Below are 19269 nucleotides of genomic sequence, written 5' to 3'. Positions count from 1 at the left end.
TGTGGGCTACCAACCTTGCATCGTGACATTTTTGCCTAACCCCCCTTGCGTTGGGGGGCTGAAATCAGGAAATCTTGCCAAGTACAAAACTCTCTCTAGTTCGCTTTGTAGGAAAAATAAACAAAGCAGGGGCTGAACTCCAACCCCTGTCTGCTCTTTAAACTTCAATTGTCGCTAAACGAGTTTCAAGTTTGGATACTCGACAATCATGTCTGACGAGGTGAGAGTATCGCCTTCGGCTTGTGGCGTCCAGAGAACTTCGATCGCCAGCAATTGCTCGCTAGGAATAGCACCAAACTGCCGCAGCGCTTGACGCAGATCCTCAGAACTATTGATAGTCGGCAATTGCAACTTGCTCAGACTTGCCGCCAGAAGAGTAACGACGATGTATTGACTTGGTTCTTCAGTTTCTCCACCTGGCAAAGCTTTCTGAGGTTCAGCTTCCCTCAAAACATTATTGACATTTGACAGAGTTTCTGCTGTAAATTTGCTGCGTTCTCCCAGGGACAAGCGGTTAAACTGAGCTTCAGCCGATTCTAACCGAGCCTGTTGAGTTTCGGCACCAGCATAGACCCAAAATTCCGGGTGGCGCAACAAAGCCAGAGTTGTTTCTTGCAATACTTCGGCCCGACCTTGGGGAGAACCCGTATCGGCGGCTTCAGCAATTTGGTTGAGTTCCTTTTGCAGGTCGCGAGCATTAGCCAGCAGACCAACTTGCAAACGCGCTACCGAAACGGCTGGATTGCTGCTGTTTCCGAGTTCGGTACTTTCACTGCTACCGATGCGACGGAAGCTTTGCACTAGGAAGTTGGCAATCCCAATAAAAATCAGGATACTGAATAGACCGCCAAACCCGCCCCCAATACCAAAAAATGGAATCAGAAAGGGAAACCCAAATCCACCGCCGCCATAGGGATAATATCCTCCCGATGGTGGTGCGTAGGTACGGGGAGACGAGTAACCGCGACTGGGTACACTAAAGGAACCGCCGCCAATCCGGCCTCCTGTACGAGCTGCCAAAGCTCCATCGGCGTGACCCAGTGCCAAGGTTAGCATGAGGCAAGCTACTAGCACGGGTTTCAGAAGCGGTTTAATAGTTGAGAGTAGTTTCTTGTACATATAACGAAGCTTATTCCAATCAAAGAAATACTGTATTGTCTGGGCGTCGTACAAATTTTTGTTAACGCATCTTTACACATTTCTAATTTAACGCCTACCATCCTGGCTGGGCAGCTATCTCAGGGCGGATGGCTGGGTAGATATCCGTACCGAGATCTCAGATTTTGGATTAAACACAAATCCAAAATCTAAAATCCAAAATCTAAAATCGAACTAGCCGCCGCCGACAATGGTGACAACTTCAATATTGTCGCCTTCCTGCACCTGAGTTTGATTCCAAAACTGTCGGTGCAGGATTTCGCCGTTGTACTCTACGGCAATTAGGCGGGGATTGTAACCTAGATGCTCTAACAAATGGGGTAGCTTTGTTTGGGAGGCGCAGGTACGGGATTCCCCATTTACTTGCAGAGTTATTTGACTAGACATGAGACTGAGGCAGGTGTGCTTGAAAAGCTCGCAGCGTTTGCAGGCGAGTTAGCTGAGAAAGGAAATACTGAGTGACTAAAGTTGGCTGTTCTGCCTGCATGATGGCTCTAACCACGGCGATGCGCTCTGCGCCAGCCGATAGTACATCGTTTAAATTGCTCGGTTCGATGCCGCCAATGGCAAACCAGGGTACAGAGGCATTCTGAGCGGCGTAGCGGACGTATTCTAATCCAGCAGCTGCTTTGCCCACCTTTGTGGGGGTTTCGTATACTGGCCCGACGCCGATATAGTCGGCACCTTCTGCGATCGCACGCTGCATTTCATCGGGATTGGTAGTAGAGCGACCGATCAGTTTATGGGGGCCTAGTAACTGTCGCGCTAGGGCTAAAGGCATATCCTGCTGTCCCAGATGTACTCCATCCGCATCAACCGCCAAAGCCAAATCTACGCGATCGTTCACAATAAATAAAGCGTTGTAACGGTGGCAAAGCTGACAAAGTTTCTGAGCTGCTTCTAAACGGAGATCGTCATCTGCCGTTTTATCCCTGTACTGTACTAAAGTTAACCCCCCTTGCAGGGCTGCATCCACAATAGCAAACAGATTTTCTGAAGCCGAAGTGACGAGATACAGGTAACTGCGGATCAGCTTCTGGTGACGCTGGTAGCCCAGCAAATTGCTCTCCAGAGTATAGACCCGATAGCGCATTTGCTTAAACGCCACACCCATATCTGGCTGGTAAAGCTTGCCATACTCTTCCAAAACCCGCAGTGCTTCTTGCACTCGGCAGAGGTTAGCCTGCAACAACGGCTCAATACCAGCACGTTGTTCTTCCTGGGGATGAGTTAACTCTGTACCTACATCGCCGGTGGTATCTCGAAAAGCCCGTAGTTCCAGAGTATGCCACCGGGCTATTTCCTGCCGTAATTGTTTGCATTCCCCAGCCAACTCAGTGCTATCCAGACCAAAACGACACCACTCTTCCACGATCCGCAAACCTTCGCGCGATCGGTCCAAGTTGGCATCTAAGATCCGGCAAACAGCAGGCTGTGCTTGTGCGGGCAAGTTTGGGAATGGCCTATATGGTTCATGTCGGTCGCCCATCGGAACAACTCCAATCTTATTTGCGCGTCACTACCACGGGCTTTGTGTTGGTGGGGAAAACCCACCTTCTAAACTAGGATACATTTTGGGAATCCCACAATTACAAGTAAGTGGGATTCTTAGGTCTAGCTTTTAAAGCCAATGCTGCTGGTGGAACGATTTTACTGGAAAATCTGAATAATATTCAGATTCTTCTCAAGTAATCGGTTTTACCCAGTTGACAGTCACATCAACCTTCTGACTTTTCCCGTTAGCTACCACAATAAGCATCTGGAAAAGGGTGTAGGGTGTAGAGAAAGAAATTAACACAGCCGACACCTTCCCATACAAGCAACCTTTAACCTATAAAGACAAAGAGAGGCTAGCTGTGAATTTAAGACATCCTTGCTTCGATCGCAAAATCTTATCAGCAATCCAGCTGGATACCAGCATCCCGCATAAAATGATCGCAAAATTGGCAAACCAAGGCCAGCAGAGACAATTTTGGACACTAGCATTAGCCAGAGATGCAGTTGCGATCGCTACCCTAGTACTAGCAACCGCAGTAACCCAAGCTTTAGCTAACACCCCGGCGCAGGCGGAAACTGTATCCCAGCAACTAGCCCAGCGTAGAGATGAAACGCCAGCAAAATCCGAAACTACCCAGTTATTGGTTAATCCTACTACTGGTAACGATACTACTGGCAACGGCAGCGATCGCACTCCCTTCAAAACCATTACCCAAGCACTGCGGGTAGCAGGGCCTAATACTGCGATCGTGCTTGCACCGGGCACATATAGCGAAGAAACTGGCGAAACCTTTCCAATTGCGCTAAAACCCGGTGTGACAATTCAGGGCGACCCCGCCAGCAAAGGGCGAAATATCATCATCAAAGGCGGCGGTCTTTTTATCAGCCCCACCTTCGCCCGCCAAAACATCGCCATTCTGGGGGCAGACAAAGCCGGAATTACCGGAGTGACAGTAACCAATACCAACCGAAGAGGCTATGGCTTGTGGATAGAATCCAGTAGCCCGGTGGTAACCGACAATACTTTTATCGGTAATAGCCATGACGGAATCTCAGTTACTGGCAACAGTGCGACTCTGATTCGCAACAATTATTTTGCTGAGAATGGGGCGAATGGAATTACTATTTACAACACCTCGCGGCCAGAAGTGCGAGAAAATGTATTTGAGAAAACTGGATTTGGGATTAACATCGGTCAAAATGCGGCACCGTTGCTAGTTGGCAATCGCATCACCGAAAACCTAGATGGCATAGTAGTTCAAAACAAAGCGCAACCTGTTTTGCGGGGCAATACAATTGAGGGAAACAGCCGAGATGGAATAGTTGCGATCGGCGAAGCACGGCCCGATCTGGGAACAGCCCAGCAGCCCGGAGGCAATATTTTTCGCAACAATCGTCGCCTAGATATTAACGGTAAAACTTCCAGCCAAACTATCCCAGCTTTTGGCAATCAACTAGCTAGGAATCGTACTACCGGACGCCTGGATCTGGCGGGAACAGCCCCCCTAGACCCAACTCCCGTCGAAGTCACGGCATCGGGAAGAGTGCAGTCACCGCCGACAGTTATCTCGCCTATTCTAAGTTCCAGGGAAACGCGATCGACAAATAGCTTCCCATCAAATGCCGCAGTAGAAATTCCAGTACCCCCACCAGCCGCACAGCCTGTACAGGTGAATCAAACTCAACCACGAGTGCAGCGTCGCGACTCTAGGACACTTCCAGTATTGCCGTCTACCACTCAAACAGGCGCATTAGAAATTACTTCCTCTATCCCTACCCCTGAATCCCAGAGGGCATCCCAGCCACTCCCCTCTTTTCCCTCTACAACAGAAGAAGGCACAGGAGGGAATTTTGGTTCGGTACAACCTGTAAGGCAAAGTAGGGGTACGCTGCCCAACCCAGGGGTGGAGGCGGGTCTGCTGCCTGTTCCCGGCTCTGAAATTCCGATGGCCAACGCCGATAATAACCTGCCGATGGTACCGATATCTCAGGATAATCCCCGCCAGCAACAACGCCGTTACGCTACCCCTCCTACCCCGCGTTCGGTGCCCAATCGTGCTGTAGCGCTTGGTTTGCGTTACCGAGTGGTGGTGGAAGCAGAGAATCCGCGTCAGCAGAGACTGGTGCGATCGATCGTTCCCGGTGCTTTTCAGACTCGTGCTAACGGTCGCGTGATGATGCAGGTGGGCGCTTATAGCGATCGTCAAGAAGCTGAGGAAATGCTGCAAAAAATCAACAGCAATGGTTTAACAGGTGCGATCGAAGAGTTACAGTTATGAGTTTCGAGTGATGAGTTTTGAGTTATGAAAATGCAACTCAAAACTCATCACTTTGTAGGGTGCGTTAACGCAGTGTAACGCACCAAAAACCTGTTACACATTTAACTTTCGTAGGACGAACTGCCAAAACTTGACAACTACAACTAAGTAGGTAGGCGTAAATAAACTGAACTCCAAGAAACCCGGTTTCTAAGAGGCACGAAACCCAACAATTGCGTTGGGTTTCGTGCCTCAACCCAACCTACAAAGAAATGGCTGAACTCCCAGAAACCCGGTTTCTTGGAGAAACCGGGTTTCTAAGGGCCTGGAGTTTTACGTTTAATTATGCCCACCTAGTTATAAGTTGACAACCTGAATGCCCATAAGCTATGCAGTTGGTTATTTTTGTCGGCTTACAAGCTTCGGGAAAAAGTACATTTTTTCGCACTTATTTCGCGACAACGCACCAGCTTGTCAGCAAGGATATGATGCGTAATAACAAGAACCGCGCCAGAAGACAGACACAGTTGATTGAAGCTGCACTTCAGGCGGGAGGTTCAGTAGTCGTAGATAACACCAACCCAACTGTGGAAGATCGCGCATCGCTGATTCAGCTTGGCAAAATGTACTGTGCTGAAATTATCGGTTATTACTTTAAATCCCAGGTAAAGCAATGCTGCGATCGCAACCAGCAACGATCCGGTAAAGCGCGGGTGCCAGATGTGGCAATTTACGTCACAATTAAAAAGCTAGTACGCCCCCAGATCGCCGAAGGTTTCGATAAACTTTTCTACGTCCAGATGACTGATGACTCAAATTTTGAGGTGCGGGAGTGGCAGGAAGGAAGATGAGGTAGAGGATGGATAACGATAATTTTGAAAAGCAAATGCGATCGCTTGAGTATTTCCACTCCCTGCGCCTGTTACCAGGCGCTTGGACGGTAGTACGCTTAGATGGACGAGGTTTTTCGCGTTTTACCGAGTCTCGCTACCAGAAGCCGTTTGACCTCAAATTCCACGAACTGATGGTACAAACTGCCAAGGCGTTGCTAGAAGAACTCCAAGGCATTTATGCTTATACGGAAAGCGATGAAATCTCCGTGCTGTTTAATCCAGACTGGGATTTGTTCGATCGCAGTTTGGAAAAGATAGTATCTATTTCTGCCAGCATCGCCACCGCCACATTTACCCACGCCGCACAAACTATAGTAAATTTTGATAGCCGCGTTTGGCTGGCTGCAAATAAATCCCAAGTAGTTGATTATTTCCGCTGGCGTCAAGCAGATGCTACCCGTTGCGCCTTGAATGGATGGTGTTATTGGACATTACGAAAAGCTGGTAAAAGCGTTACCGAAGCTACAGCTACGCTTGAAAATCAGTCGGTAGCGTTCAAAAACGAATTATTATTTCAAAATGGGATTAATTTTAACGATTTACCAACTTGGCAGCGGCGAGGAGTTGGTTTATATTGGGAAGAATATGATAAAGAAGGTTACAATCCCATTGAAAATAAAACTGTTGTGGCGAAAAGACGCCGAATTAAGGTGGATGATGAATTGCCGATGAAAGAAGCTTATGGGGAGTTTATGCGGCGTTTGATCAATACTGGTAAAGTGGTTCAAAATCCTGGCAATTTAGATGATTAATACGCGCCTTTCAGATGAGTAGGTACGCGAAACCCCGTTTCTTGAAGAAACCGGGTTTCTGGTCTGTACTTCATAAGGGCTGCAAGCCGCTGTATTAGTTAATAGGAACATCAAACAAGTTCATGACTGGATTTTTTTAGGCTAAATCTTGCCTGTGAAAACTTTCTCGGCTGGCCCAGTCATGTAAACTCGCCCGTCAACCTCCGACCATTCAATTTCCAGTGGGCCACCAGGTAATTCCACAGTCGCTTTGCGATCGCACTTTCCCGTCAGCACCCCAGCAACCAACGAAGCGCAAGCACCCGTCCCGCAAGCTAAAGTTACCCCAGCACCGCGTTCCCACACCCGCATCTTCAGATAATCTTGTCCAACAACTTGAATAAATTCCGTATTTGTGCGTTGAGGGAAAACCGAATGATGCTCAAACTTCGGCCCAACAGTTTCTAAAGGAATAGCTGCCACATCCTCCACAAACGTTATACAGTGAGGATTGCCCATACTGACGCAGGTAACATCCCAAGATTTTCCATCCACTTCCAAAGGCTGGTTAACCACTTTCTCGTCGGCAGAACAAAGCGTAGTCGGAATTTCAGCAGCTAGCAGTCGAGGTAGTCCCATATCCACCATGACTTGACCATCAAGACGCAATTTCGGTGTAATTACCCCAGCGAGAGTGTGAATGCGATATTCGCTATCCTGACTTGAGATTCCCTCTAATTCAGCGATAAACTGGGCTAAGCAGCGGATACCGTTGCCGCACATTTCCGGTTCTGAGCCATCCGAGTTAAAAATTCTCATCGTATAGTCGGTGCCATCTTGTCCTGGTAAGGCAAAAATTACACCATCAGCACCGATACCAAAATGCCGATCGCACAACTTTACAGCCTCCTCCGGCGTCAGCACTGGACTTGATGAAGTGCGATTATCAATCAGAATGAAATCATTTCCCAGCCCGTGATACTTAGTAAACTCGATTGCCATTAAATTATCCTCAAAAGCAATGACGGCAATAGGTGCTGTATACGAGCATATCTCGCATAGTCAACAAGATCCTCGTCAAACCCGCCCTTACTGGAAATTATGTAAACAGGAGCAGACTTATGCCTACCGGATTCGATACTGGGCTACCCAGCTCTCGTCAAATTCAGTCAATGATTAAAGACCAAAAACAAGCCGAAGTAAAACTCATCAGTGGCGAAACACTAAGCGGACAGATTCGCTGGCAAGATCAATTCTGTATTGGCGTGGTCGATGAAAACGATCGATCGTCGATCGTCTGGCGACACGCGATCGCATACGTAAAGCCAAAATAGAAGGGACTAGGGGAATTTTAGATTTTAGATTTAATTTCAATTTGGCGATCTGAAATCTAAAATTTGAAATCCTCTTCCCAATGCCCCATGCCCAATTCCCCAATCTAAAATCTAAAATATAGCCAATGTCCCGATCGACTAATTCTCCTCTCTTAAAAGCACCACGATGCCGAAATGGGCCCTTAGCGAAGAGCCTAAGCGTAGCATTCGTTGTCGGTCTTGCTATCCTGGGAGCTAGAGTACGCGCCCAAGAGGTGCAAGTGACACCAGCCAATCCCAAACTAGGCGATACCCTATCGGTGGTCATACAGCAGAATCCGACACTTAGCAGTACTCCCACCGTGAGAGTCGGCGATCGAACCTACCAGACCTTTTTAACTCGATCGAATAACTTTCGCGCTTTGATCCCGACCACACCCTTAGAGGCATCTGGAATTCGCCAAATCCAAGTTAAGGCAGGGGATGAAGTACAAAACCTCACAGTACAGGTAGCCTCCCGCTCCTTCCCCACCCAACGCATCCGGCTATCTGGAGGGGGGACAGAACCGACACAGTATGAACTCAACCGGGTGAGCGCCTTCAAAAAGCTGATCACCCCAGAAAAATACTGGAATGGCCCCTTCATAGCACCAAATCGGGGTAGAATCAGCACCATCTACGGAGTGCGCCGCTACTACAACGGTGTCTTTGCCAAAGACTACTACCATCGAGGCGTGGATTACGCTGGTGGATATGGTTCGCCAGTAGTTGCTCCTGCAGCCGGTAGAGTAGCCTTGGTAGGAAGAGTTTCTGAAGGCTTCCGACTGCATGGTAACGCGATCGGCATCGACCACGGTCAAGGCGTAACCAGCATCTTTATGCACTTGAGCCGCATCAACGTGCAAGAAGGAGATATCGTCGGGCCAGGTCAAGTCATCGGTGCCATAGGTTCTACGGGTGCGTCCACAGGCCCCCATTTACACTGGGGATTGTATGTTAACGGAGAGTGCGTTGACCCAACGCCTTGGCGGGTTCAAGGAATCGAATAGAGCTTACGGACTTCCCAAAAATAAACTTATGAGTATCGAAAAAATCGTTGAACAGGCGCTACAAGATGGTTATCTGACGCCAGCTATGGAAGCGGAAGTGGCACGCATCTGCGACACTGCCGCCGAGCTTTCTATAGAAGAATATATGGCCTTGGATCGGCTGATGGGATCGCTTTTGACTGGAGAAGTGGTTGCAGTACCGCGCAAGCAGTTCATTAACGTGATGGAAGAGTTGGTGCTGTCAGAGGCGATCGCACGGGCGGCCCAAATAGAAGCCACTAGCGATCGCGTCCTTGATGTGGGCGACATTGCCGCTTACGCCCTCAACAGACTACCTCCGTTGTATGCCACTACCGAAGAAGGTGCCAATTATCAGCGCCAGCGTGCCAAAGAAGAACTTCATGATTTAATTAGTCGGCAAGTCAGCGAGGCTATTGCTCGCAACTTAGAGCAACCGGAATTAGACCCCACCCGTCAAGCTCTAGGTGAAAGCACGGGGAGAGATGTACTCAAACGGGTGAGTACTCTGCTGGAGGCTTATGCTCCCGGCTATGAGCAAAAACCATAATAATCTGCACAGCACAGTGCTTCTTGAGTGCTGAGTGCTGAGCCTTTGAGCCAATTCTACATTTAAGTATGCAATAATGTAGCAAGGGGGCGAGCCAAGTGCTGACATTAACTTACGAGTACAAAATTGAGCCAACAAAAAGCCAAGTAGTAGCCATTGAGCATTACTTGAACGTTTGTCGTAAGGTCTGGAATTATGTCCTACGTGAGCGTAAAGACTGGCTCAACTCTCGCAAGTCAAATGTCAATGCTTGTTCACTTGTTTCTGAGTATATAATTCCTGCTGATGAACCTTACCCAAATTATGTAAAGCAGGCCAAATCTTTAACTGAAACAAGGAAAGCTAATCTAGAACTTAAATCAGTAAATGCCCAAGTCTTACAACAAGTTTTGAGAAAACTTGAGGCAGCGTTCCTTGATATGAGCCGTAAAGGGATGGGTTTTCCTAGATTCAAGAAACATGGGAGAATGCGTTCTTTTGTGTTTCCTCAGTTCAAGACTAATCCCGTTAAAGGGGATTTGGTTAAGCTGCCTGAGTTGGGCTGGATAAAATTGAGGTTGTCTCGCCCGATTCCCGATGGTTTTACACTCAAGCAGGTTCGTATAGTTAAGAAGGCATCTGGATATTTCGCCATGCTGTCATTACAGTGTGACGTAAAAGTGCCAGATGCGATGCCTCACGGTCATCCCGTTGGGATTGACTTAGGGTTAGAGAAGTTTTTGGCAACTTCGGATGGAGAGTTAATCGCTAGACCCCGATTTTTTAACTCGTTGCACTGTCAGCTTAAATTGCTACAACGCAGATTGAGAAACAAGAGGAAAGGTTCTAATAACTGGCGTAAGCTCAACATTAAGATTGCTAGATTACACCAAAGAATTCATGACACTAGGAAGGACTTTCACTTTAAATTAGCTCATCACCTAGTCCAAGCGGCTGGAATGGTTTTCGTTGAAGACCTTAATTTCAAAGCATGGGCAAAAGGGATGTTAGGTAAACACAGTCTAGATGCTGGCTTTGGACAGTTCATCAATATCTTACAATGGGTGTGCTGGAAGGAGCAGGTTTACTTCGCTAAGGTAAACGCTAACTACACATCTCAACAGTGTCCTCAATGCGGAACTTACACTGGTAAAAAAGATTTATCTCAAAGGTTTCATCATTGCACTGAATGTGGATACAAGACCGACAGAGATGTTGCTGCGGCACAAATTGTCATGATTCGCGGTGTTGGGGCTGCTGGGCAAGCAGTGCCAGAAATAGCCTGGGGAGACGTACTGCCGGGGGTCATCGATCTAGGCAAGTGTCCTGGAACCAGGAAATCTAAGAAGCAATTCTTAGAATCCCTAACTAGAGCGCAAGCAGGTTAGGGAGTATGTCAACTAGAGAAAGATTTAAAACTACCCCTAGATAGAGCCAAAATTTCATCGTTAACCCTAGAATAATTTGAACTTTCATTAGCCAGATGGGTTACTTCCCCCCCTTTAGTTTTGGAACGAACGAGCGATCGAGCGGACGCTCTGCTGACTGGGCTCTATAAAACGATAATCACCGTAGAGAGGATAAAGTTATGCAAACCGAACAATTAGTCACAGATAATTCCGATAACTTAGATATAAAAGAACTACTGAAAATACTCGTAGCTGTCAAGAAAGGTAACTTTAGTGCGCGTATGCCGATCGACAAGACAGGCGTAGCAGGGAAAATAGCCGATACGCTCAACGACATCATCGAACTCAATCAAAGGATGAGCAAAGAGCTAGAGCGGGTCAGCACCGTTGTTGGTAAAGACGGCAAAATTACTCAAAGAGCCTCCTTGGGTTCCGCTGGCGGTTCCTGGGCAGAAAGCGTTAATTCTGTCAATACACTAATTACAGATTTAGTGCAGCCAACAGCTGAAACAGCTCGCGTGATCCGAGCTGTTGCCAATGGCGATTTATCCCAAACCATTCCAACAGAAATTGAAGGCAGACCCTTAAAAGGAGAATTCCTTCAAACCGCGCAAATTGTCAACACAATGGTCGCCCAGCTGAGTTCCTTTGCCTCAGAAGTAACGCGGGTGGCAAGGGAAGTAGGAACAGAAGGCAAATTGGGCGTGCAAGCAGAAGTCAAAGGCGTAGCAGGCACTTGGAAAGATCTCACCGATTCCGTCAACATGATGGCAGGTAATCTGACAGCCCAAGTGCGGAACATTGCCGAAGTGACCACAGCAGTAGCAAATGGCGACTTGTCTAAGAAAATTACAGTAGATGTTAAAGGCGAAATTCTGGAATTGAAAAACACCGTCAACACGATGGTGGATCAACTCAACTCCTTCGCATCAGAAGTAACGCGGGTAGCAAGAGAAGTAGGAACAGAAGGAAAATTAGGCGGACAAGCAGAAGTAAAAGGCGTCGCCGGAACCTGGAAAGATTTGACTGATTCAGTTAACTTAATGGCAGGCAATCTCACAGCCCAAGTGCGGAATATTGCCGAAGTTACCACCGCAGTAGCAAATGGCGATTTATCTAAAAAAATTACAGTAGATGTTAAAGGCGAAATTTTAGAACTAAAAAATACCGTCAACATCATGGTTGACCAGCTTTCTTCATTTGCATCAGAAGTAACGCGGGTAGCAAGAGAAGTAGGCGCAGAAGGAAAATTAGGCGGACAAGCAGAAGTAAAAGGCGTCGCCGGAACTTGGAAAGATTTGACCGATTCGGTGAACTTCATGGCAGGCAATCTGACAGCCCAAGTACGGAACATTGCCGAAGTCACCACCGCAGTAGCAAATGGCGACTTGTCTAAAAAAATTACAGTAGATGTGAAAGGCGAAATTCTGGAATTGAAAAACACCGTCAACACAATGGTGGATCAACTCAACTCCTTCGCAAGTGAAGTAACGCGGGTGGCAAGAGAAGTAGGAACAGAAGGAAAATTAGGAGTACAAGCAGAAGTCAGGGGTGTAGCCGGAACTTGGAAAGATTTGACCGATTCAGTTAACTTAATGGCGGGAAATCTGACCGGACAAGTACGTAACATTGCCGAAGTGGCGACAGCTATTGCTAACGGCGACTTGTCTAAGAAAATAACGGTCGATGTTAAAGGCGAAATATTGGATCTGAAAAACACCATTAACACGATGGTTGACCAACTTTCTTCCTTTGCATCAGAAGTAACGCGGGTAGCAAGAGAAGTAGGAACGGAAGGAAAATTAGGGGTACAAGCAGAAGTCAGAGGAGTAGCCGGAACTTGGAAAGATTTAACCGATAACGTTAACTCGATGGCGGGAAATCTGACCGGACAAGTACGTAACATTGCAGAAGTAGCAACCGCTATTGCTAACGGCGACCTTTCTAAGAAAATTACCGTGCAGGTAAAAGGCGAAATTTTGGAGTTGAAAAACACCATAAATATCATGGTGGATCAACTTAGTTCCTTTGCTTCTGAAGTAACGCGGGTTGCTAGGGAAGTGGGGAGTGAAGGCAAACTGGGGGTACAAGCTGATGTCCGGGGGGTGGCGGGAACCTGGAAAGATTTGACGGACAGCGTGAACTTCATGGCAGGTTCTTTAACAGCCCAAGTACGGAATATTGCCGCAGTGACAACAGCTGTAGCAAATGGCGACCTTTCTAAGAAAATTACTGTCGATGTTAAAGGCGAAATTTTGGATCTGAAAAACACCGTCAACACAATGGTGGATCAACTGAATTCCTTTGCTTCTGAAGTAACGCGGGTTGCAAGGGAAGTGGGAACGGAAGGGAAGTTAGGCGTACAAGCAGAAGTAAAAGGTGTCGCGGGAACTTGGAAAGATTTGACCGACTCGGTAAACTTTATGGCGGGTTCCTTGACAGCCCAAGTGCGGAACATCGCCGAAGTGACGACAGCTGTAGCAAATGGTGACTTATCAAAGAAAGTTACTGTCGATGTGAAAGGCGAAATTTTAGAGTTGAAAAACACCGTCAACACAATGGTGGATCAACTGAATTCCTTCGCATCGGAAGTAACGCGGGTGGCGAGGGAAGTGGGAACGGAAGGTAAGTTGGGGGTACAAGCTTATGTTCGGGGTGTGGCGGGAACTTGGAAAGATTTGACCGACAACGTTAATTCGATGGCGGGTAATTTGACAGCCCAAGTGCGGAACATTGCTGAAGTGACGAAGGCGGTGGCAAATGGCGACTTGTCTAAGAAAATTACTGTCGATGTGAAAGGCGAGATTCTGGAACTGAAAAACACTATCAACGTGATGGTGGATCAGCTTTCGTCTTTTGCTTCCGAAGTAACGCGGGTGGCTAGGGAGGTGGGTACGGAAGGAAAGTTGGGGGGCCAAGCGGATGTTAAAGGGGTTGCGGGAACTTGGAAAGATTTGACCGACAACGTTAATTCGATGGCGGGTAATTTGACTGCCCAAGTGCGGGGGATTGCGCGAGTGGTGACGGCAGTTGCCAATGGGGATTTGAAGCGAAAATTGATGTTGGAAGCGAAGGGAGAAATTGAGACTTTAGCGGATACGATCAACGAGATGATCGATACGCTGGCAACATTTGCGGATCAAGTTACCACTGTGGCGCGAGAGGTGGGAATTGAAGGTAAGTTAGGCGGACAAGCGAAAGTGCCTGGTGCGGCGGGTATTTGGCGGGCGCTGACGGACAACGTGAACGAACTGGCGGCGAATTTGACGACGCAGGTGCGTGCGATCGCAGAAGTGGCTATAGCCGTCACCAAGGGCGACCTGACGCGATCGATCGCCGTCCAAGCAGAAGGCGAAGTCGCCATCCTCAAAGACAACATCAACCAGATGATTGCCAACCTGCGCGAAACCACCCAGAAGAACACCGAACAAGACTGGTTGAAGACCAACCTAGCCAAATTTACCCGAATGTTGCAGGGACAAAGAGATTTGGAAACAGTCTCCAAACTCATACTCTCCGAACTCGCACCCCTGGTTTCCGCACAACACGGCGTCTTCTACCTCATGGAAGCAGGCGACCATCAGGCGTATCTCAAACTTCTCAGCACCTACGCTTATCGCGAACGCAAACAGCTATCTAACCGCTTCGAGTTGGGCCAAGGAATGGTGGGACAATGCGCCCTGGAAAAAGAACGCATCCTCCTGACCGAAGTGCCAGATAACTATATCAAAATTAGTTCCGGTCTGGGAGAATCCACACCTTTAAACGCAGTCGTCTTACCAGTACTATTTGAAGGCCAAGTAACCGCAGTCATTGAACTCGCCTCCTTCCGCCGCTTCAGCGAAATTCACCTCACATTCTTCGATCAGCTTACCGAAAGCATTGCGATCGTCTTGAACACAATTGCCGCCAGTATGCGGACTGAAGAATTGCTCAAGCAATCCACAGCACTCGCAGAAGAACTGCAAACCCAACAAGCGGAACTGCGAGAAACTAACAAGCGATTGGAACAACAAGCCCAATCTCTCAAAACATCGGAAGAATTGCTCAAAAAACAGCAAGAACAATTACAACAAACTAATGAAGAACTAGAAGAAAGAAGCCGGTTGTTAGAGTTACAAAACAAGGAAGTCGAACGCAAGAACAACGAGATCGAACAGGCACGCAGATCTTTGGAAGAGAAAGCCGCGCAATTGGCTTTGAGTTCCAAGTACAAGTCAGAATTCCTGGCTAATATGTCTCACGAATTGCGGACACCCCTGAACAGCTTGCTCATTTTGGCTCGGTTGCTGGCCGATAACACTGAGGGCAATTTGTCAATTAAGCAAGTCGAATATACCCGCACAATCTATTCAGCAGGTACAGATTTGTTGGGGCTAATTAACGACATCCTAGATTTGGCAAAAATTGAATCCGGCACCATGTCAATTGAAATAGATATGATGCTGTTCACAGAACTTAGAGAGCAGATAGAGCGTACCTTTCGACAAGTGGCACAGGATAAAACTCTCACCTTCGCGATCGATTTAGATACTCAACTGCCCAGGGCAATATATACCGACTCGAAGAGATTGCAGCAAGTATTGAAAAACTTGCTCTCCAACGCATTTAAATTTACCGAACAGGGTAGCGTCACCCTGCGGACTGCTATAGAGACTGGAGGTTGGAGTCAGGACAACGAAACTTTGAATCGCGCCTCTAGCGTTGTGGCCTTTGCCGTCACCGATACCGGCATCGGCATCCCTAACGACAAACAGAAAATAATTTTTGAGGCATTTCAGCAAGCCGATGGTACCACCAGCCGCAAATATGGCGGCACCGGGCTGGGTTTGTCCATCAGCCGGGAAATTGCCCATCTCCTGGGCGGAGAAATTCAGTTAGTCAGCAAAGTAGGCGTAGGCAGTACCTTCACCCTCTACTTACCCCAAAACCATTCGGGTTCCGAAGATCCCGCAGATAAGCCTTATCAAGAGCTACGGAGCAATTTCTCTGAGCTACCCCTGACCCGTCAACCGCTCCTATCTTCATATTTCCCGTCCCCGGCCCTACCGACGCGATCGCCTTCATCGTTGCCTGCAACGGATGGGCTGGCAACCTTACAACCGAAGGCCCTGGAGCCAATATCAGCTTCATTGGATTCGCAAAAGGCTCAACCGACATCGCTTGTTGACGATCGAGGCGATATCCAACCGGGCGATATCGTATTGCTGATTGTGGAAGATGACATCAACTTTGCCCGCATCCTGTTAGATATGGCAAGACAGCAAGGCTTTAAAGTGCTGGTAGCGTTGCGTAGCGAAACGGGTCTGTCAATGGCGCGGGAATACAAGCCAAATGCTCTAGTTCTGGATATTATGCTGCCCACAATGGATGGCTGGACGGTACTCGATCGCTTAAAGCACGACCCCAGTACTCGTCATATTCCCGTCCACATCATTTCAGTGGCAGACGGGCGGCAGCGGGGCTTGCAATTGGGAGCAGTATCGTATCTGCAAAAACCCGTCACCAGCGAGGCACTGTCCAAGGCACTGACTCAAATCAAAACTTTTATTCAGCGCCCTGTAAAAAACCTGCTGGTAGTGCAAAATAACGAAGATCAACGCCACACCATAGTGGAGTTAATTGGCAACAGCGATGTCTCCACTACAGCCGTCGGCACTGGCGCAGCAGCACTGGAAGCGCTCAAGTCAGGACAATTTGATTGTTTGGTGCTGGATTTGAACTTGCCGGATATGAACGGATTTGAATTAATCTCTAGCATCAAGCAGGAGTCAAGAAATGTAGAAGCAGGAAATTTAAGGTCTTTACCGATCGTAGTTTATACCGATAAAAAACTTTCGCTCGTTCAAGAAACTGAACTCAAGCGCATTGCCCAGACTACTCCGCTCAAAGAAGTACACACTCCAGAGTCTCTCTTAGATGAAACAGCTTTGTTCCTGCACCGAGTTCAGGCAAACTTGCCCGCACCCAAGCGAGAGATGCTGGAACAACTGCACAAAACAGATCGCGTACTTACTAATAAGAAAGTACTGATCGTAGACGACGATATGCGTAACATCTTTGCTCTCGCCAGTATGCTAGAACGCCATCAGATGCAGGTGATTTATAAGGAAAATGGTAGGGATGGCATTGCCATTTTGCGGAGTACTCCAGACATCGATATCGTCTTGATGGATGTGATGATGCCAGAAATGGACGGATACGAGACAATGCGAGCTATCCGCCAAATCCCTCAATTCAAAGGGTTGCCGATGATTGCCCTCACAGCTAAAGCCATGAAAGGCGATCGCGAAAAGTGCATCGAAGCAGGCGCATCAGACTACATCACTAAACCCGTCGATACAGACCAATTGCTCTCGCTGCTGCGCGTCTGGCTCTATAAGTAGGGGGTAGAAAAGTCAAAAGTCAAAAGTCAAAAGTCAAAAGTCAAAAGAAGAAAGAAGGATTCTTCCTTCTTCCCTAGCTCCTAGCCTTTAGCCCCTAGCCTTTAGCCCCTTTTTTCTTTTGACTTTTGACTTCCCTAGCCCCTTTCTTCTTTTTTATTTTGACTTTTGACTTTTGACTTTTGACTTTTGACTTCCCTAGCCCCTTCTTCCCCTAATGACCAATGAAAAATGAAGAAAAAGTAAACATTTTGATGGTTGACGACCATCCAGAAAATCTGCTAGCGCTAGAGGCAATACTAGACAGTCTAGGTGAGAATCTGGTAAAAGCCCATTCGGGTGAAGAAGCCTTGAAATGTGTGCTCAGGCAAGATTTTGCTGTGATTCTACTTGACGTTCAAATGCCAGGGATGGATGGATTTGAAACGGCAACGCTAATTCGACTGCGAGAGCGATCGCGCCAGACCCCGATTATTTTCCTCACAGCATTTAGCACCAGCGACTCCTTCGTCTTCAAAGGCTATTCTTTGGGCGCAGTAGATTATCTGCTCAAACCGATCGACCCAGAAATATTGAAATCGAAAGTAGTCGTGTTTGTTGACCTGTTCAAGAAGACTGAGAAGATCGAACGACAAGCAGCACAACTTGCAGCCATCAACAGCGAACTTAGGGAAAGTGAAGAGCGGTTTCGCTGTTTGAGTGCATCCTCCCCAGTGGGTATTTTTCTGACAGATATTGAAGGGCACTGTACCTACACCAACCCGCGCTGCCAAGCTATCTGTGGCTTTACTTTAGAGCAAAGCTTAGGAAACGGTTGGTTAGAGTCAGTGTATTGGGAAGACCGAGAACGGGTAAAAGTAGATTGGTTTGCCTACACACATCGAGGCAATGAATACTCCGACGAGTTTCGCTTCCAAACCCCTCCCGGCATTATTCATTGGGTTAGCGTGCGATCGTCTCCCATGCTTTCCGATCGAGGTAATCCTGTAGGTCATGTGGTATCGGTAGAAGATATCACCGATCGCAAGCAAGCTGAGGAAGAAAGCAATAAGTTGCTTCGCGAACAGATAAAGCGACAGGAAGCTGAGCAAGCGAACCGTTTGAAAGACGAATTTCTAGCAGCCCTCTCCCACGAACTCCGCACTCCCCTTAACTCCATACTGGGATGGGCTCGCCTGCTCCGCACTCGCAATTTTGATGAAGAGACGACTACTCGCGCCCTAGAAACTATCGAACGCAACGCCAAGTTACAAGCGCAATTGATCGAGGACATCTTGGATGTTTCGCGCATCATCCGGGGCAAGCTGCGTCTGAATATATGCACAGTTAATCTTACAGCAATTATTAAAGGCGCGATCGATGCCATGTCTCCTCAAGCCGAAAGTAAAGCAATTAAATTGGAAACCGAACTTGATACAGTAATAAATACCGTCTCAGGCGATCCCAACCGCTTACAGCAAATTGTCTGGAATTTACTCTCCAATGCGATCAAATTCACGCCTGAAGGAGGAAAGGTCAAGGTGCAACTGGAGTGTGCTGGTGACCGCGCCCAAATAAAGGTGATTGACACAGGCATTGGTATCCCTCCAGATTTTCTTCCTTATGTTTTCGATCGCTTTCGTCAGGCTGATGGCCAAACCACAAGGTCATACGGCGGACTCGGACTGGGATTGGCTATAGTCCATCACTTAGTAGAACTGCACGGCGGAAACGTCGGCGCAGAAAGTGCAGGAGAAGGCCAGGGAGCCACGTTTACGGTGACTCTACCGCGCCTTGAAACAAGCAGGGAAGCAGGGGCGCAAAGGCGCAGGGGAGAGCCCAACATTGTAGAAACGTTTCATGAAACGTCTCAACAGCAGGTCAAGATAAGAGGGGTCATTGAAGCGGATTCCGTATAAATAGGGCTTTTTCGGAGTTGTTATGCTTTTGTTCAATTAAGAACATTTTTATTTCTTTTCTCCTCTGCCCCTCTGCCCCTCTGCCCCTCTGCCCCTCTGCCCCTCTGCCCCTCTGCCCCTCTGCCCCTCTGCC

Annotated in this window: 13 protein-coding genes; 9 read left to right on the top strand and 4 right to left on the bottom strand. The window is 47.8% G+C overall.

Annotated features, from left to right (window positions below):
- Nucleotides 1-174 precede the first annotated feature (174 nt).
- From LAY41_RS30400 to LAY41_RS30390, 3 genes are all read right to left on the bottom strand, one after another.
- Nucleotides 175-1119, bottom strand: a complete 945-nt coding sequence (locus LAY41_RS30400; RefSeq protein ID WP_249106255.1) for a DUF1517 domain-containing protein — start codon at nucleotides 1117-1119, stop codon at nucleotides 175-177.
- A 213-nt stretch (nucleotides 1120-1332) separates the two neighbouring features.
- On the bottom strand, nucleotides 1333-1545 hold the full coding sequence (gene thiS / locus LAY41_RS30395; protein WP_249106252.1) for a sulfur carrier protein ThiS: 213 nt from the start codon (nucleotides 1543-1545) through the stop codon (nucleotides 1333-1335).
- A complete protein-coding gene (locus LAY41_RS30390) occupies nucleotides 1538-2647 on the bottom strand; it encodes a thiamine phosphate synthase (protein WP_249106250.1) in 1110 nt (369 codons plus the stop codon). The genes thiS and LAY41_RS30390 overlap by 8 nt, the downstream gene beginning before the upstream one ends.
- A gap of 367 nt (nucleotides 2648-3014) precedes the next feature.
- Here LAY41_RS30390 and LAY41_RS30385 point away from each other — a divergent pair, with 367 nt between their 5' ends.
- The 3 genes from LAY41_RS30385 to LAY41_RS30375 all read left to right on the top strand — a co-directional run bounded on the left by LAY41_RS30385 (nucleotide 3015) and on the right by LAY41_RS30375 (nucleotide 6558).
- Nucleotides 3015-4934 carry a DUF1565 domain-containing protein gene (locus tag LAY41_RS30385; protein WP_249106248.1) on the top strand — a complete coding sequence of 640 codons (1920 nt, stop codon included), beginning with the start codon at nucleotides 3015-3017 and terminating at the stop codon, nucleotides 4932-4934.
- A gap of 368 nt (nucleotides 4935-5302) precedes the next feature.
- Nucleotides 5303-5764, top strand: coding sequence for an AAA family ATPase (locus LAY41_RS30380; RefSeq protein ID WP_249106247.1), 462 nt, complete (start codon nucleotides 5303-5305; stop codon nucleotides 5762-5764).
- 8 nt (nucleotides 5765-5772) lie between these two features.
- Complete coding sequence (locus tag LAY41_RS30375; protein ID WP_249106246.1) at nucleotides 5773-6558, top strand: tRNA(His) guanylyltransferase Thg1 family protein; 786 nt, start codon at nucleotides 5773-5775, stop codon at nucleotides 6556-6558.
- Between the two features lie 141 nt (nucleotides 6559-6699).
- On the opposite strand, the gene dapF is transcribed toward LAY41_RS30375, so the two are convergent.
- On the bottom strand, nucleotides 6700-7539 hold the full coding sequence (gene dapF / locus LAY41_RS30370) for a diaminopimelate epimerase (protein ID WP_249106245.1): 840 nt from the start codon (nucleotides 7537-7539) through the stop codon (nucleotides 6700-6702).
- 119 nt (nucleotides 7540-7658) lie between these two features.
- Between dapF and LAY41_RS30365 the strand changes: the two genes are divergently transcribed.
- The 6 genes from LAY41_RS30365 (at nucleotide 7659) to LAY41_RS30340 (ending at nucleotide 19136) form a co-directional block, all read left to right on the top strand.
- Nucleotides 7659-7871, top strand: a complete 213-nt coding sequence (locus LAY41_RS30365) for an Hfq-related RNA-binding protein (protein ID WP_249106244.1) — start codon at nucleotides 7659-7661, stop codon at nucleotides 7869-7871.
- 125 nt (nucleotides 7872-7996) lie between these two features.
- On the top strand, nucleotides 7997-8899 hold the full coding sequence (locus tag LAY41_RS30360; protein ID WP_249106243.1) for a M23 family metallopeptidase: 903 nt from the start codon (nucleotides 7997-7999) through the stop codon (nucleotides 8897-8899).
- A 28-nt stretch (nucleotides 8900-8927) separates the two neighbouring features.
- Nucleotides 8928-9467: a late competence development ComFB family protein gene (locus tag LAY41_RS30355; RefSeq protein WP_249106242.1), complete on the top strand. Its 540-nt coding sequence runs from the start codon at nucleotides 8928-8930 to the stop codon at nucleotides 9465-9467.
- Between the two features lie 98 nt (nucleotides 9468-9565).
- On the top strand, nucleotides 9566-10834 hold the full coding sequence (locus LAY41_RS30350; RefSeq protein WP_249106241.1) for an RNA-guided endonuclease InsQ/TnpB family protein: 1269 nt from the start codon (nucleotides 9566-9568) through the stop codon (nucleotides 10832-10834).
- Nucleotides 10835-11034: 200 nt separating this feature from the next.
- A complete protein-coding gene (locus tag LAY41_RS30345) occupies nucleotides 11035-17241 on the top strand; it encodes a HAMP domain-containing protein (protein WP_249106240.1) in 6207 nt (2068 codons plus the stop codon).
- A 221-nt stretch (nucleotides 17242-17462) separates the two neighbouring features.
- The gene (locus tag LAY41_RS30340) at nucleotides 17463-19136 is read left to right on the top strand and encodes a hybrid sensor histidine kinase/response regulator (protein ID WP_249106238.1); all 1674 of its coding nucleotides are present in this window, start codon (nucleotides 17463-17465) and stop codon (nucleotides 19134-19136) included.
- Nucleotides 19137-19269: the final 133 nt, after the last annotated feature.

The sequence above is a fragment of the Argonema galeatum A003/A1 genome, from assembly GCF_023333595.1.
Lineage (GTDB): Bacteria > Cyanobacteriota > Cyanobacteriia > Cyanobacteriales > Aerosakkonemataceae > Argonema > Argonema galeatum.
This window is presented reverse-complemented; position numbering and strand designations above follow the sequence as displayed.